This window comes from Streptococcus suis, from assembly GCF_019794555.1.
GTDB classification, from domain to species: domain Bacteria; phylum Bacillota; class Bacilli; order Lactobacillales; family Streptococcaceae; genus Streptococcus; species Streptococcus suis_AB.
In genome coordinates this window covers 1-15,177 of record NZ_JAIMEP010000001.1, presented here as the reverse complement: position 1 = coordinate 15,177, position 15,177 = coordinate 1, and the positions used below count along the sequence as shown (strand labels likewise).

Genomic DNA, 15,177 nt, shown 5'->3' with positions numbered 1-15,177 from the left:
TAAACATTGATCACATTTTTTTCCGTTTGAAGATTTGAACTGCAGACAGGAGCCCTAAACCTAAAAGCATAAAGGATAAGCTACTACCATCACCTGTTTGAGGTAAGGTTTTAGAAGACGTTGAAGAGGTTTGTGCAGTCATAGCTGTCGGTTTGCCTGGTTCCCTTCCAGTTTTTAAAACGTGACCACTAGGATTCGGCAAGACATGTTCAGTTGCAGTTTTTATAGGTTTGACATGCTCAATTGGGTCTGTATCTTGATTCTTATCCTGTTCCTCTTTTTCGACAGGTGAACTTGGTTCATTGTCTGTAGATGGGGCTTCTTCTGTACTATCCTTACTTACCTTTTCCTCTAATTCAGCAAAATCTTTCACAAGTGAAATCTGGTCAATCTGTATTTGAACCTGATCTTCACTGCCTTGCCCCAAGAATTCAATACCAATTTCACGTGTATTTGAACGCTCCGCAATCTCTGACAAATCAAATCGTAAATCCGTCCACTGGTCATTAACTGTTGCCATTTCATTATTAATCCATTGCCAACTATCACCAACTTTAATATAGAGTTTGGCTTGAACTGGGGAACTTGTTTTTAGTTTAACGACATACCAATTATAGTTGGATAGATCTTGATTTGCTTGGAGATTGATTTCTGTTTTCTGATCTTTTTCACCAGAAATAGTGGCAACAAGCTGTCCTTCTACTGTCTTCAAATCAGGACCGTTCCATTTTCCAACTTCCTCATCAAAGTGATAAATCGTCGGTTGATAAGTTGCTACTTCTGGCTCATATTTGTCCACGATTGCAGGTAAATCTTCTCTAGTGACTGCTTGAATATTATCGATGTAAAGAGTACCAGTTCCTTTTTCGCCTCCCAAATATAAGGCGAATTGACTTACTTGGCCTAATCCAACTTGATCAATGCGTGCACTTTGATTACCTTCCCAAGCAGCTGGTAGAAATTCAGCAAGTGGCATGCTAACTAGGCCTTCGAATGCTTCGTTCAAGGCAATATTTTTCTCATAGCTGACATTGCCAATGCGTATTTGGACAGTCAAGTGTTGAGGATAACCGCTATGTTTGAGCGAGAAACTTAAAGCGTTGGCTCCTTGCCAATTTTTTTCAAAGGAAATTTGGCGCCCAGCATAGCCTTTATCTCCAACTTCATAGTCATAGACCATGCCATATTTGCCTTCTTGCTTTTGGTTTTCAGATAAGCTAATTTGAATCTTATCCCCGTTCGATGAGTAAGCTTGGTGCAGTAAACTATTGTCTCCAAAATATTGCTCAAAAGTATCAACTATAAGGGGGGATTCTGTGTTCTGCGTGAAACGAGTAAATAGTTTTACTTGCTCCTGCTTGCTTTCCTGTCCCTTACTGGTGTATAGGATGGTTGCAATCAAGACTTGATTATCTAACTCAACCGGAAGTGTAATAGTTGCTGTAAAATACTGACCTTCCTTGGAAAGCTGATAAATTTGTTCGCCAATTGTCACAGATACGGCATCATCCTCCTGACTTGGCTTGACAACAATAGTGACCTCTTGCTGACCAATAATATTCCCATTTGCTGGACGGATCAGATAGGCTGAATTAGTTACAGGACTTGTTTGGAAATTCTTACCCTTCCCATAAATTTGGCCCACTTCCTTGGCAAATACAGTATTGGCATGCTGATAAAATCTTTCAAAGTCTGGCAATAATTCATGGTCTCCACCAAGGCTACCATTGACATCACGATAAGGAACGTAGATGTTATTGGGCAGACCAAAATTTGCCCAAGTCAGCATGTAGGCAATTTTAGAAGCCTTTTGGTCAGATTGAATGGTTTTAAAGATGCGGCTATACCAATCTAAGGTATTGCCGGTTTTATTGAGACCTTGGGCGCTATAGCCAAATTCTGTCAAGGCTGCTACTTTCCCTTTTTCTTCTGCTAAGTCCACTATCATGGAGAGGTCTTTCACCAAGCCTGAAAGGAATTGTTCTGACCCTGCATTGTCTTTTGAATCATAGGAATCTATTCCTAAAATGTCCACATAAGCATCACCAGGATAGGTCTCTAAATAACGTTCTTGGTCCCCAGGTGTAGCTGTATTTGGCGAATATACATAGAGGATATTATGAATATTTTTCTGGTCACGAAGATATTCAACAGTGTAGCGATAAAGAGCCTTGTATTGGTCGGGTTTGGTTGCGCTGGCACCCCACCAGAACCAAGAACCATTCTGCTCGTGGAAGGGACGAAAAATAAGCGGAATATCCTTACCTTCATCATCCTCTAATCCCTCAGCCAGACTGGCAATTCGATCCAACCATTGATTAAACTCTGTGTTTTTCGTACCACCAGGTAGAATTTCAGACACGACATTGCCAGAGCTATCATTGAAATTTCCACCCGTCACAAAATTATAGGGGTGCATACTGAGAACGACTGCCCCTCCTAGTTTGTGAGCAGTTTTCATGGATTCGATGACATTATTCAAGCTTTGTTCAGGATCCCCTGACACGCCAGGCTTTTCATGACCGTCTAGAGATAGCGTATCCCAACCAAAAATTGCAGGATAATCCCCAACAGAATTTTTTACCTCAGATTCAGTCGAGCCTGCTCGACTGCCTTCACTGGTCAAGCTCATTCCTTCATCAAGGGCATGCTGTTGTCCAAACAAGATATCTGGACTGGCTGCTTTTTCCTTGAGATAGTCCAGTAATTCCTTAGTCTCCTGACTGGCCTTCGCATCAACCATATTGAGAACCACACTATCTCTTGTGCTTTCAGTCTCCACCCCTTCAGTAGCTACAACCTCCTCTGTTGTCTCTGACTGAATATCTGTTACAACTCCTGTGTCTTCACTACTAGGCTCATCAGTCTTTACTTCAACAATATGTGGAGCAGATGTAGCTTGTGTTTCCGTATTTTCATCTAAAACTTTCGTTTCAGAGTTTGCATCAGGAACCGCCTTCATTTCTGTGTTGACAGAAGTTTCCCCTACTGGTGAAGGAATAACTTCTGTTGAACGAATAGGGTCCGAACTTGTTTCTTCCGCCATAACAGCATGCCCTCCCAACATACAACTAGCCACCAAAACACCTGCTAAAACACTTGATTTCGTCAGTCTGTTTCCCATTTTAGACTCCTTTTAATCTATTTTTTCCAAAAAGTGACCGCAAAAAAGAGCGATTATTGTAAAACCGCTCTCCATCAAAAAATGAACCAATGTCATGGGAGGTTAAACCTCCCATGACAGAGCACTACTGCTCACTGTCAAAGGACCTAATGCCCTTTGCACAAGGAATTCCAGTAGCTTCTTAGTCCAATCCATTTTGACCAGCAACAGTTTTAAACCACTCACCTGATTTTTTTATGGTTTTCACCTGCGTATGGATATTATTTGAGATAAATCCATAGCGGTTGCGATAAGCATTGGTCCATGACCAGCAATCAATCGGCGTCCAGAGGTGATAACCAAAGCAATTAGAACCTTCTTGGATTCCCTTATGAAGAAATTCCAGATGCTCACGGATAAAATCAATCCGATACTCATCTTGAATCTGACTACTCTCATCCAAGAACCGTTCTTCTCGTGAAACTCCCATACCATTTTCAGAAACAAACCATGGAATATTCTTGTAATTATCGCGAATATTGATGGCAATATCATACATGGCTTCTGGGTAGATTTCCCAGCCCTTATCAATATTCATCCGACGTCCAGGCATGTCATAATGGTCATAATAGCGGGTAGGCATCCAGTCACCTACAGAATTTGGAGCGATGTCTGGCGCCTTCACTCGGTTTGGATGGTAGAAGTTGACTCCAAGGAAATCCACAGTGTTGTTCTTAAAAATAACAGCATCTTCAGGTTCTGTTTGCCAGATAACCTTGTCGCTTGTCAAGACTTCCTCTAGTTCTGCTGGAAAATGTCCGTAGATAGCTGGTTCCAAGAACATCTTATTGTTCCAGAGTTCAGCAAATTTAGCTGCTTCTTGGTCAGCTGGCGCTTCTGAGGCTGCATAGGTTGGCGTCAAGTTCAAGACTGTACCAATGCGTCCGCCATCCTTATCCAAGCCTAACTCACGGAATTTGGAAATGGCTTTGGCAGAGGCAAGGTTAAGATGATAGGCTACCTGAACAGCTTTTTTCCCATCCACTATTTTAGGATAATGGAATTGATAAAGGTACTCTCCATCCACAACGACCATTGGCTCATTATGAGTTGTCCATTCTTTGACACGGTCACCGAAGTGTTTGAAGGCCTGCTCTGCAAAGCCAACATAGAGGTCCACCACATGACGAGACTCCCAACCACCATACTTGTGATAGAGCTCTACTGGCAAGTCAAAATGGTGCAAATTCATGATTGGACGAATGCCATTTTCAATGAAACAATCAATCACCTGATTGTAGAAATCAACCGCATCCTGATTGACCGTATTGGTTTCCAGATCATCAATCAAACGCGTCCATTGAATAGAGGTCCGCACACTGTTGAGACCAACTTCTTTCATGAGAGCAATATCTTCACGAAAACTATTGTAAAAGTTGGAAGCTGTATCAGGCCCAACCTGATTATAGAAGGCTTCTGGTTCTATCTCATACCAGTAGTCAAACATATTGGCGTGTTTTTTAGCAAAACGTCCTTCGCTTTGGGGACCTGATGTCGCTGCTCCCCACCAAAAATTAGCTGGAAATACTTTCATCATCTTCTCCTACTGCACTTAATCGTTGGTGCATGATATCATTAAATTTTGGTAAATACTCATGTCCAAATTCTGGATAAATGAGTAATTCTTTTTCTGATTGTAATTGATTATAGACCGCAAATTGCGTTTTGGGATGGCAGATTCGATCTTCTAGAGCCATACCCCACAAGACTTTGGCCTGAATCCGTGGCACCAAGTATTGGATGTCAATGTAATCCAAGGCTCCAAGCACAGCTTCTTCCGTTTCATGCAAAGGATCTCGAAAGCGGAAATAATAAGGGATTTCTTCATAGGCTGATTGTTCTGCTTGTAGTCCATAGGCTTCTCTAAAGTCACTGAGAAATGGGTATTGGACAAAGCTGGCCGTTATCTGCGGACAAAGACTGGCACAAACCAAGGCTAATGCTCCTCCTTGCGAAACGCCATAACTATACATGCGTTGACTGTCAACCTCAGGCATCAATTTCACAATCTGGGTAAGCTGATAAATGGCTTGGTAAACTCGTTTATAAAATAAATTTTCCGGACCTTCCTCCACTCCTCTGAGTAAATGTCCTTTGAGGGTTCCTCCCTTTGTCTGGCTAGAATCTTGAGAAGTGCCACCCTGACCAGGAACATCCATTGCCACCACCATATAGCCCAAGGAAACCAGACTCAATTTATCAGACCAATCTCCGACATTGGTGTGATAGCCGTGAAATTGAAACATGACAGGGCAGCTCACAATATCTCCTTTGGGCTTCAAGAACTGACAGACAATCCTAGATCCGTCCACAGCTGAAAAAATGAGTTCAAAACAATTTGCAAGCGGGCTTTTAAAAGGAACTGATTTCAACTGATAGTCTAGACCTTTTCCATCAACCTCTTTCAAAGCCTTATCCCAAAATGCATCAAAATCTTTTGGCTTGGATTGACTACCACCATAGTCACCCCAAAGCGCCAGAGCATCCTTTGTCCTCATCCTATACCTCCACCTGCAAACGTTTGAGAACCTCATTCCCAATAAATGCCGCACCTGCTAGTGTCGGATGGACACCATCCTCACCTGTCAAGTACTGTGCAGAGTGGAGAATGGCTTGCTCATTAAGAAGTCCATCTAAGGGAACTAATTCCAAATCAAATTCCTGAACCAAGCGTCGCACAATCTGAATTTTTGGATCCAAGTCTACTCGCCACTCTTGTCTATCCAAAGGATAAGGCAGAACAAATGGCTCCATAACCAGTATTCGTTCTACTCCTGCCTTTTTCAAACTCGTCAGTAGTTTGCGATACTCCTGTTCAAACCGTTCCTCCTCTGCCTGGCTTCCAAATGATTCTTGGCCAACATTATGCCAAACGTCATTGATTCCCACCATGAGTATGATGACTGTCGGGTTGAGGTCAAGACATTCATAAATACGGGCATTCAAATCTGCAACCTTGTTTCCACCAATGCCCTTGTTATAGAAAGAAAAACGGGCTTGTGGATACCGAGCGGCTAATTGGCCTGCAACGTGATTAACATAACCATGTCCCAAGCTTCCTGCATCATTCTTATCTCGCCCCCACTCTGTGATGGAGTCTCCGAAAAAGACGATGGTATCATCCTTGTATAGTTTCATATTTATTCTCCATATTGGCTCACAAAATGGGCAACTGCGCCAAATAAGTTGGCATCATTTCGGTATTGGCAAGCTTCCAGTTTGAATGTCAAATCTGTAGCATCCGCCTCTAAAATAATCTGGTCTAGGCGCTTTCTGACTTCCTCTACCAATTCTTCCCGAACGGAAATGCCTCCACCAATTGCAACAAGTTCTGGATTTACAGTCATCAACACATTGTAAATGCCGATAGCTAGACTCTGATAGATGCCTTCCACTGCCTGTCTGGCCTTTTCATGTCCTTGGTCAGCCAGAGAAAACAAGTCTTTTCCTGAGAGGGATTCAGCTAAGCCTTCTGCCTGTGCGAAACGGTTTGCCACGTGAACAGGACTGACTAGGTGACTCAAGGTCATGCCATCCTGAAGGATCATATAACCAAATTCACCACCAAAGAGATTCTCCCCTTTTAGCAAGGAGCGGCCCTGTGCAACAGCTCCACCCACTCCAGAACCAATGATGAAGAAAACAGAGGATGCGCTATCCTTGGCTACCCCAATATGTAATTCTGCTAAAGCAGCACAGTTGGCATCATTTTCAATCGAAACAGGTAGACTAAATAAGTCACTTAGATCCTTTTGAATGGGAAAACGGTGAATATAAGGAATGGCACTTTTTCCATAAATGATTCCCTCTTCCGTATTGACAGAACCAGGACTGGAAAAAGCTACTCCAGTCAGCCGAGTTGTTGAAAATGATTCTTGCAATTTTTTCAATTCATTTTTCATTTCTTCCCAACTGTCTGGAGTTGGAAAAGAAGATTGATGGGAGAGTTGCCCCTGATTGTAGAGGGCAAATTTCACAGCAGTTCCTCCCATATCACAAACTAGTAAAGCCATATATTCTCCTAATCTTGTCGAATCATCATTTCAATACTGAAGGTATCATAGCGATGGGTACTGATAGAATACTCAAAGGTTGTCCCATTAGATAAAAAACCAATTTGCTCCACAATACCAACAGGATCTCCTTGCTCTAACTCCAAGTGTTGTACTTCTGCATCTGATGCCTTGCGAACCGTAATATTGCGGTGAGCACTTTGGATTTTCATTCCTAAGGCATCTTGAATATACTCATAGATAGATTCTTCTACATTTTTCAACCTTAAATCAGGTATGACTGATACAGGCATAAAGGTATTTTCCATAACAAGTGGACTTCCATCTAATAACCGGACACGTTCAATGTCATAAACAAAACTACCAATTGCAATATTGAGCTTATTGGCTACTTTTTCTGACGCGGCAATTATTTCAAAATGCAAAACCTTACTGGTCACTGTACGAGTAGGGTAATATGCAGAGGTACCCCTCATCTGACTACCAACAATCATTTTTTCCATTTCTTCTACAGAAAGGTCTTTGACAAAGGTTCCAGCACCTCTCCGTTTGATAATCAACCCTTCAGATACCAGAATATCCAAGGCTTTTTTCACCGTCATCTTACTAACTTCATAAACCTCACACAAATCCTTTTCAAAAGGGAGCTGGTCATTAGCCTTGTATACTCCATTTAAAATCTTTTTTCTAACATCATTTGCAATCACATTATACTTTTCCATGATTGCCTCCTTCTAAATTTTCGCTTCTTGACCAATCAATCAATTCTAGAGAATAACTAGCATGACTGTCAGAACTACAAGTATGTGAACGCTTTTTTCTATTATATACTGACTTGATACTAATTACTTCCTAAACTTGTTTTAAATAAAATAATCTGGAAGAAAAATCGCCTGGCATCACTCTAGACCAGTACTCCGCTTCACGGTCTAGATAATTTTCGTTCAATAATAGGCCGATTGTTTCCAAATCTCTCCCAAAGCGAAGTGTCTCAGACTGTTTTTCTTGTACTTTATATGAAACATCTGCTTTTAAACCTCTTAATTTCAAGCGTTGATAGGTCGGATTAGGCTGGGCTAAAAGTTGAAAATGCCCAACTAAAGCCTCTGATTGATCTTGGCTCACAACCATCCATGCGACGCGGTTACTATCGCCTGTTTCTAGGCGGTAAAAATCTCCCTGCATCACCAATCCTTGATAGGTTTTATACTCTTTAATTTGCCGCCTGATTTCTTCTTTTTCCTCTTCGGTCAATGCAAGAGGGTTTAATTCATAACCAAACATACCAAAGAAAGCTACATTCTTTCTCATATCGAGGGATGTGACACGAGCGACTTGATGGTTGGGAACTGCTGAAACATGACTGCCCATACTAGACACTGGGTAAAGCATAGATGTTCCGGTCTGAATAGCCAATCGTTCTACTGCGTCTGTATCATCGCTAGTCCAAATTTGCGGACTGTAATAGAGCATACCAGCATCAAATCGTGCTCCTCCACCCGCACAGGATTCAATCAAGATATGTGGATAATTCTTGCTTAGGCGATTATAAAAATCATAGACACCCAGAATATAGCGATGAGCCAGCTCTCCTTGTTGGTCTGGCAAATAGTCAGAAGAATAGGCCTCTGAGATATAGCGATTCATATCAAGTTTCAGATAATCAATCGGAACCTCCTGCAAGATGGCATCCATCTGCCTATAAACCTCATCAACCACTTTGGGATTCCCAAAATTGAGGACATATTGGTTTCGACCTTGTGAAATATTTTTCTGCGGATGTCCAATGACCCAATCAGGATGCTCATGATATATAGGAGTATCTTCTGAAACCATCTCTGGCTCAAACCATAAACCAAATTGAAGTCCCATTGCATGAATCTTTTGGCCAAGACTGGCTAAACCATTTGGTAATTTTTCGCGACTTTCAACCCAGTTCCCCAAGGAACCCTTATCACTATTTCGATTGCCAAACCAACCATCATCTAGGACAAATAAATCTACTCCTAGTTCCTTAGCTGCCTCTGCAATATCAAGAATCTTTTTCTCATCAAAATCAAAATAGGTTGCCTCCCAGCTATTTAAAAGAACTGGACGAGGTTTATTTTTCCAAATACTCCGAATGAGATGCTCTCGAAAAAGATGATGAAAGGCCTGACTCATGCCTGTCAATCCATTTTCGCTATAAACCATGACGGCTTCTGGACTAACAAACATTTCATTTGTTTTCAATTGCCACTGAAACTGAAAAGGATTGATGCCTAATTGGACTCGTAGTCGGTCATAATTATCCAATTCTATTTGAACACGGAAATTTCCACTATAAATTAAACCAAAGCCGTAAACCTGCCCCTTACTCTCTGTTGTTTGCGGTTGGCAAATAGCAAGGAAAGGATTGTGAACATGGCTACTAGCTCCACGCGTGGAAGAAACATGTTGCACTCCCCGATGAATTTTTTCACGCGATAGGTGATTTTCTCGCGCCCAAGCTCCATCTAGGTGAAGCCACTCATACTGCTCATTGGGGAGGTCTAGGTTCAGACTAGCCAGTTGTTTTACAGAATACTCCTGCTGACCACCATTTCGTAAAATAGCCTGACGTGTTATAATAGGCAAATCTCTGTAAATGGCATAGCGCAAGGTCAGATAAACATCCGAATAATCATCCTTCAGATAAACCTCCAAAACCTGAACCTGCTCTTCTTCCCCAAAAGTTCCTGGCAGGGGCTCAAGGGCTACCTTTCCATCAAAAATCTTATATCCTTGATAGCGAAAATGACTGATAGAGTCTCCGTCTGGATAGGTCATTTCAAGAGCTGGATAACGAAAATCTGTCGTTCCAAAAACGGGCATCTCTTGCTTGATATGTTCTAGGGAAGTCAATAATTTCCCAGCCACCAGATTATTTCCAGGCCGAATCTCTCGTTCTAAGAGCCAGTCGAACTGATCATAATCAGCAATTGAAGCGCCATAATAGAGATGTTCCAGTATTCCTGTATCTTCCATCACCCGAAAAACATAGGAAATGTGGTCATTTTTTAAATGAAAATATAAGTCTTGTTCATGAACCCGTATCATTCTTTTTTTCCTTTCTTAATTGACTGATTTTTGTAAGAACCAGACAATAGATGCCCGGCATGAAAAACCAGACAAGGAGATGTTTTGTAAGGGCAAGATAGAATAGAAGAGTTAAAATGGTGCCTTGCACAGCTACATCATTGAGATTGCGAGAAATCAAGTGCAAACTCATTGCCAAACTCATTTTAAAATGAGGGCCAGCTACTCTATGGTAATAGGGAAGCCAAACCATCAATACTAGCCAAAACATACTTCCCACAAGAAAGCCTAGCAAGAGCTGGTCTGAATAGTTTTGAAGCAAACCAAACCAGCTGACTAGGGATAATAGAAAAGCGAAGGTCATAAAGGAAGAAATGAGCATCTCTGAAACTTTGGATTCTTTAGGAAGATAATCCACTTCTTTCAAACTCACATAATAGGGCTGTGAACTTTCATATAGTGCCAAACAAGTTGCCAAGGCACCGTACCAACCGTAAACGAATCCTCTTCTCACCAAGCCCCACCAAAAATAGGTTGAGGCTTTAGCCAAGACATAGACTCCATTAATGGTTGCAATTAAACGAGATTGTTTCTCCATGAGTCCTCCTTGCTATCACATGATTAACTACTTTACAGAACCAGCCACCCCATTGTAAATGTATTTTTGGAGAGACAAGAATACAATTAAAATTGGTAAGATAACAATAATAACACCTGCTAGAATGACTGGCCAGTTAGTACCATATGGCCCTTTAAAGGCGAAGAGGGCTGTTGAAATCACCTTCAAATTCCGATCTGGCATATACAAGAACGGGCTATAGAAGTCATTATAGACACCTACACCACTGATAATCAACATGGTCACAATTGGGGCCTTTAAGTTTGGCAGAATAATTCTCCAGAAAATCCCAAAGTGACTTGCTCCATCAAGGTAGGCTGATTCATCCAATGAAATTGAAATTTCATCTAAATACTGCATAAAGACATAAACTGAGATCACATCAGTTCCCAAATTCAACAAGATAACAGCCCAAATAGTGTTAAACAAGCCAAGGGAATTAATGATTTGGAAGGTTGCTACTTGACTGGTAATCCCTGGAATCAACATAGCAATCATGAAAAGACCGAGAATCACTTTCTTCAATTTAAAATCAAAGCGACTCATTGCATAGGCAAACATGGACGCCAAGGTCAACTTCCCAATCATACTAGCCACAAAAATGATCAGCGTATTTTTAAAACCCAAAAGCATCTGTCCATTGACAAAGGCTGTTTTATAGTTTGAAAAATCCCAGGTTTTAGGAAGAGCGAGGACATTGCTGCTCAAAAATTCATTGTTTGATTTAAAGGAACCAATAAACACAACCAAGATGGGCAACAGTGCAACGACTGCTCCTAGAATGAGGACAAGGTATTGGAAGACCTTGCCAATTGTCAATTTCTCTTTTCTCATCGTTTATTTCCTTTCCTGCGTAGCATAGCGTTGCACCAAGGTCACTACTACGACAATGACCAAGAGAATAATGGCCATAGCAGAAGCCAAACCAACCTTGTTATACTTAAAGGCTGTATCGATTGTTTGAATCACAAAGGTTGTAGTGCCGTTTGAACCACCTGTCATAATGTATGGAATGTCAAATACACTCAGTGAGCCACTAACACCAAGAATAATATTCAAAAAGATGATATTTCGGATACTTGGAAAAATAATATAGATAAACTGGTCCCAACGATTGGCACCGTCAATTTCTGCCGCTTCATAAATCTCTGGATTGATGGATTGAATGGCACCAAGGAAAACAAGGAAATTAAAGCCTGTATAGCGCCAAACAGAGGTAAAGGCAAGAGAAATATTATTAATTTCTCGATTTCCCAACCAAAGTTGAATCTGATCCCCCAAGCCTAACATCTCAAGAACCGTATCCAAGGTTCCTCCGCCTTTGTAGAAATACAAGAAGATGAAACCAATCGCAACACCATTTAAAAGATAAGGGAAAAAGAGAATCCCCTTCCAAAAATTAGCAAATTTTACCTTGAAAGATAAGATTGTCGCAAACAAAAGTGCAATTCCCAACTGGAAGAAAGTTGCAATAAAGTAATAAAAACTAGTCTTAAAAACCGTAAAATAAGCAGGTTTTGTTAAAATGGTCTTGTAATTGTCCAAACCGACAAAATCCGGATTGGGAGAGTACCCATTCCAATTGGTTAAACTATATTGAAACATTTTCACCAAGGGGTAATAAGAAAATGTTAACAATAATAGCACAGGAATAATTGTAAACGTGAAAATCAATAGACGCTTTTCAGCCGCTTGACTCATTTTCATCTTAAGCATAAGATCCTCCTCAAATAACTAGCGGGCCAGTTAGAGAATTCCAACCAGCCCACCACTATTCTTAGTTGCCAGCAACTGCTTTAATGGCATCTGCCCAACGAGTGTTGAAATCCTTCATAATATCTTGGTAAGTCTCAGAAGAGTTCCCTACTGCAGCATCAATGATGCGTTGTTTTTCAAGGTCAGTTGTACCAATACCCAATTCAGATTGGTTATTAATATCGCTGAAGAGTGATTCTTTTCCTTCTGGTGCTGGATTTTCTTCAAACAATTCTACACCAGCTTCTTTACTTGCCTGCAATGCTTCTGGATAATCTGCACCTTTTACAGTTGGAAGTCCACCATTGTCTTTGGCATAATCAGATTCGTTGACCATCCAGTCTACGAATTTACGAGCTGCTTCTTTGTGTTCTGAATGAACGCTAATACCATAGTTATAGTCTCCACCAACTGGCATATATTGTTTGCCATCAGATGCAATCATTGGAAAGGCTTGGAAAGTAATGTTTGATGCATTATCTGGATTTGCTGATTGGATTTGTGGAACAGCCCAGCTACCCAAGACCATGACTGCAATCTTACCATTTGCTAAATCAACTTTTGATTGCTCCCAGTCAGTTGTTGTTGGATCTGCTTCAATCAAACCTTCTTTGGCTACATCATACAAAAGCTTGTAAATTGTTCCCATTGTATCTTCTTGGTCAAATGGCGAAGTATCAGACGTCATTTTGTTGGTAAAATCTACATCCCCTGCAGCTCCAGCACGAGTAAAGTCCCAGTTTGATAGCGTCCAACCAGCTGCGTAGTTGGTATAAAGTGGAACTACATCATTGTTCTTTTCCTTGATGGTTTTCAAAGCTGCTAGAAAGCTTTCAGGAGTTTTAGGAAACTCTTTTATACCTGCGTCTTCAAATACCTTCATATTTACTACCATACCAGTAGCATTCATCTGACTCGGAATACCGTATGAGACTCCTTCAAATGAACGATCGTTCAAACCGAGATAGGTCTTTTCTAACTCAGCCTTGTCTCCCAACGGTTCAAAGAAGGTTGCGTAATCTTGCGGTTGAATATCACCTGGAATCATTAGAACATCGCCATACTCTTTGGAATTCATACGGGTCTTCATCTGACCAGCATAGTCCGTGATGGTTTGAACTTCTACAGTGATATCAGGATATTTCTCATTGAACTTAGCAATGTATTCATCCCATTTACCATTTCCCTCCCAGTCTGTCTTGTGGTTAATAAAGGTGATGGTTTCTTTTCCATCCTCACTTTGGCTACTTCCACCTCCACTAGCACATCCCGCTAAAACAAGTGCAGCTGCTGCTGCGGTGACACCAAATTTAAACAATGCTTTTTTCATAGATTTCTCCTCCATTATTTTTTCTTTGCATTTGTTTACGCTTTCATTATAACACAAGGTTTTTTAAAAGTATATACTTTTATTTAAAAATATATACTTTTTATAAAATTTTTTAACTTTTTGTGAAAAATCTGTTATACTCTATATAGTAGAATTCTTATTTTGAAGGAGAAAATAATGGAACCCTTGTTTCTCACACCTGTAATGCACGAAAAAATTTGGGGTGGTCAACGCCTGAAAACCAACTACCACTACGATATTCCTAGTGAAAAGACTGGTGAGTGTTGGGCCATCTCAGCCCACCCAAACGGCGTAACAACTGTCTCAAATGGTCAATATAAAGGAAGAGGACTGGATGACCTCTATCAGAATGAAAAACATTTATTTGGCAATCCCACAGATAATGTCTTTCCATTATTAACCAAAATCCTTGATGCAGATGATTGGCTTAGCGTTCAAGTCCATCCCGATGATAGCTATGGCTTGGCTCACGAAGGGGAGCTTGGCAAAACAGAATGTTGGTACATTTTAGAAGCCGAGGACGGGGCTGAAATCATTTATGGCCACAATGCCCAATCCAAAGAAGAACTCCGCCAGCAAATCGAAGCTGGAGATTGGGACAAGCTATTGACCCATGTACCCGTCAAAAAGGGTGATTTCTTCTTTGTACCAAGCGGCACCATGCACGCCATCGGTAAAGGTATCATGATACTAGAAACCCAACAATCTAGCGATACAACCTACCGTGTCTATGACTTTGACCGCCGAGACGATGCAGGCAACCTCCGTGAACTACACATTGAGAAATCGATTGACGTGCTGACCATCGGACCTGTTGCTAACTCAACACCTGCCAAGCTTAAAATCGATCATCTTGATTCGACAGTCCTTGTTGCCAATCCCTTCTTTACCGTATATAAATGGAATATCCAGCAAAAAATCAAAATGGAACAGACCGTTCCTTACCTGCTTGTCAGTGTCATCGAAGGGGAAGGTGCCATCCAAGTCGGTGAAACCAGCTACCCACTTCAAAAAGGAACCCACTTTATCTTACCAGCCGATGTGACAGACTGGTCCTTTACCGGACAACTAGAATTAATAGCCAGTCACGCGAACTAAATAAAATCGAGTAGGGACTAATTTCTAGTCCCTCTCACACCACCGTGCGTGCCGTTCGGCACACGGCGGTTCAACTAACTTTTAACGCATGTCGTTTTAGATAATAATCTAGGCAAGAAAC

12 protein-coding genes are annotated in these 15,177 nt (G+C 41.1%); 1 reads left to right on the top strand and 11 read right to left on the bottom strand.

Annotated elements, in window-relative coordinates:
* Positions 1-10 precede the first annotated feature (10 nt).
* The 11 genes from K6V48_RS00060 to K6V48_RS00010 all read right to left on the bottom strand — a co-directional run bounded on the left by K6V48_RS00060 (position 11) and on the right by K6V48_RS00010 (position 13,937).
* Positions 11-3,124, bottom strand: coding sequence for a glycosyl hydrolase (locus tag K6V48_RS00060; RefSeq protein WP_222367284.1), 3,114 nt, complete (start codon positions 3,122-3,124; stop codon positions 11-13).
* Between the two features lie 181 nt (positions 3,125-3,305).
* Positions 3,306-4,697, bottom strand: coding sequence for a glycoside hydrolase family 1 protein (locus tag K6V48_RS00055; protein WP_222367085.1), 1,392 nt, complete (start codon positions 4,695-4,697; stop codon positions 3,306-3,308).
* Positions 4,678-5,661 carry an acetylxylan esterase gene (locus K6V48_RS00050; RefSeq protein WP_222367083.1) on the bottom strand — a complete coding sequence of 328 codons (984 nt, stop codon included), beginning with the start codon at positions 5,659-5,661 and terminating at the stop codon, positions 4,678-4,680. The genes K6V48_RS00055 and K6V48_RS00050 overlap by 20 nt, the downstream gene beginning before the upstream one ends.
* 1 nt (position 5,662) lies before the next feature.
* Entirely contained in the window at positions 5,663-6,301 is a 639-nt protein-coding gene (locus K6V48_RS00045; protein WP_222367082.1) for an SGNH/GDSL hydrolase family protein, read from the bottom strand.
* 2 nt (positions 6,302-6,303) lie between these two features.
* On the bottom strand, positions 6,304-7,176 hold the full coding sequence (locus K6V48_RS00040) for an ROK family protein (protein ID WP_172084553.1): 873 nt from the start codon (positions 7,174-7,176) through the stop codon (positions 6,304-6,306).
* An 8-nt stretch (positions 7,177-7,184) separates the two neighbouring features.
* Positions 7,185-7,898 carry a GntR family transcriptional regulator gene (locus K6V48_RS00035; RefSeq protein ID WP_172066353.1) on the bottom strand — a complete coding sequence of 238 codons (714 nt, stop codon included), beginning with the start codon at positions 7,896-7,898 and terminating at the stop codon, positions 7,185-7,187.
* 130 nt (positions 7,899-8,028) lie between these two features.
* Entirely contained in the window at positions 8,029-10,254 is a 2,226-nt protein-coding gene (locus K6V48_RS00030; protein ID WP_222367081.1) for an alpha-galactosidase, read from the bottom strand.
* A complete protein-coding gene (locus tag K6V48_RS00025) occupies positions 10,238-10,831 on the bottom strand; it encodes a hypothetical protein (RefSeq protein ID WP_105112825.1) in 594 nt (197 codons plus the stop codon). The genes K6V48_RS00030 and K6V48_RS00025 overlap by 17 nt, the downstream gene beginning before the upstream one ends.
* Before the next feature lie 27 nt (positions 10,832-10,858).
* A complete protein-coding gene (locus tag K6V48_RS00020; protein WP_105112824.1) occupies positions 10,859-11,686 on the bottom strand; it encodes a carbohydrate ABC transporter permease in 828 nt (275 codons plus the stop codon).
* Between the two features lie 3 nt (positions 11,687-11,689).
* Positions 11,690-12,568 (bottom strand): carbohydrate ABC transporter permease, encoded by an 879-nt coding sequence (locus K6V48_RS00015; RefSeq protein ID WP_172084544.1) that lies wholly within the window; start codon positions 12,566-12,568, stop codon positions 11,690-11,692.
* Between the two features lie 61 nt (positions 12,569-12,629).
* Positions 12,630-13,937 carry an ABC transporter substrate-binding protein gene (locus K6V48_RS00010; protein ID WP_222367080.1) on the bottom strand — a complete coding sequence of 436 codons (1,308 nt, stop codon included), beginning with the start codon at positions 13,935-13,937 and terminating at the stop codon, positions 12,630-12,632.
* 177 nt (positions 13,938-14,114) lie between these two features.
* Here K6V48_RS00010 and manA point away from each other — a divergent pair, with 177 nt between their 5' ends.
* Entirely contained in the window at positions 14,115-15,056 is a 942-nt protein-coding gene (manA, locus tag K6V48_RS00005) for a mannose-6-phosphate isomerase, class I (RefSeq protein ID WP_222367077.1), read from the top strand.
* Positions 15,057-15,177 lie beyond the last annotated feature (121 nt).

What these genes read in the sequence shown, in the direction of transcription:
- manA (WP_222367077.1), top strand. Translation starts at nt 14,115, where the DNA reads ATGGAACCCTTGTTTCTCACACCTGTAATGCACGAAAAAATTTGGGGT.
- K6V48_RS00010 (WP_222367080.1), bottom strand. Translation starts at nt 13,937, where the DNA reads ATGAAAAAAGCATTGTTTAAATTTGGTGTCACCGCAGCAGCAGCTGCA.
- K6V48_RS00045 (WP_222367082.1), bottom strand. Translation starts at nt 6,301, where the DNA reads ATGAAACTATACAAGGATGATACCATCGTCTTTTTCGGAGACTCCATC.
- K6V48_RS00055 (WP_222367085.1), bottom strand. Translation starts at nt 4,697, where the DNA reads ATGAAAGTATTTCCAGCTAATTTTTGGTGGGGAGCAGCGACATCAGGT.
- K6V48_RS00030 (WP_222367081.1), bottom strand. Translation starts at nt 10,254, where the DNA reads ATGATACGGGTTCATGAACAAGACTTATATTTTCATTTAAAAAATGAC.
- K6V48_RS00035 (WP_172066353.1), bottom strand. Translation starts at nt 7,898, where the DNA reads ATGGAAAAGTATAATGTGATTGCAAATGATGTTAGAAAAAAGATTTTA.
- K6V48_RS00015 (WP_172084544.1), bottom strand. Translation starts at nt 12,568, where the DNA reads ATGCTTAAGATGAAAATGAGTCAAGCGGCTGAAAAGCGTCTATTGATT.
- K6V48_RS00025 (WP_105112825.1), bottom strand. Translation starts at nt 10,831, where the DNA reads ATGGAGAAACAATCTCGTTTAATTGCAACCATTAATGGAGTCTATGTC.
- K6V48_RS00050 (WP_222367083.1), bottom strand. Translation starts at nt 5,661, where the DNA reads ATGAGGACAAAGGATGCTCTGGCGCTTTGGGGTGACTATGGTGGTAGT.
- K6V48_RS00020 (WP_105112824.1), bottom strand. Translation starts at nt 11,686, where the DNA reads ATGAGAAAAGAGAAATTGACAATTGGCAAGGTCTTCCAATACCTTGTC.
- K6V48_RS00040 (WP_172084553.1), bottom strand. Translation starts at nt 7,176, where the DNA reads ATGGCTTTACTAGTTTGTGATATGGGAGGAACTGCTGTGAAATTTGCC.
- K6V48_RS00060 (WP_222367284.1), bottom strand. Translation starts at nt 3,124, where the DNA reads ATGGGAAACAGACTGACGAAATCAAGTGTTTTAGCAGGTGTTTTGGTG.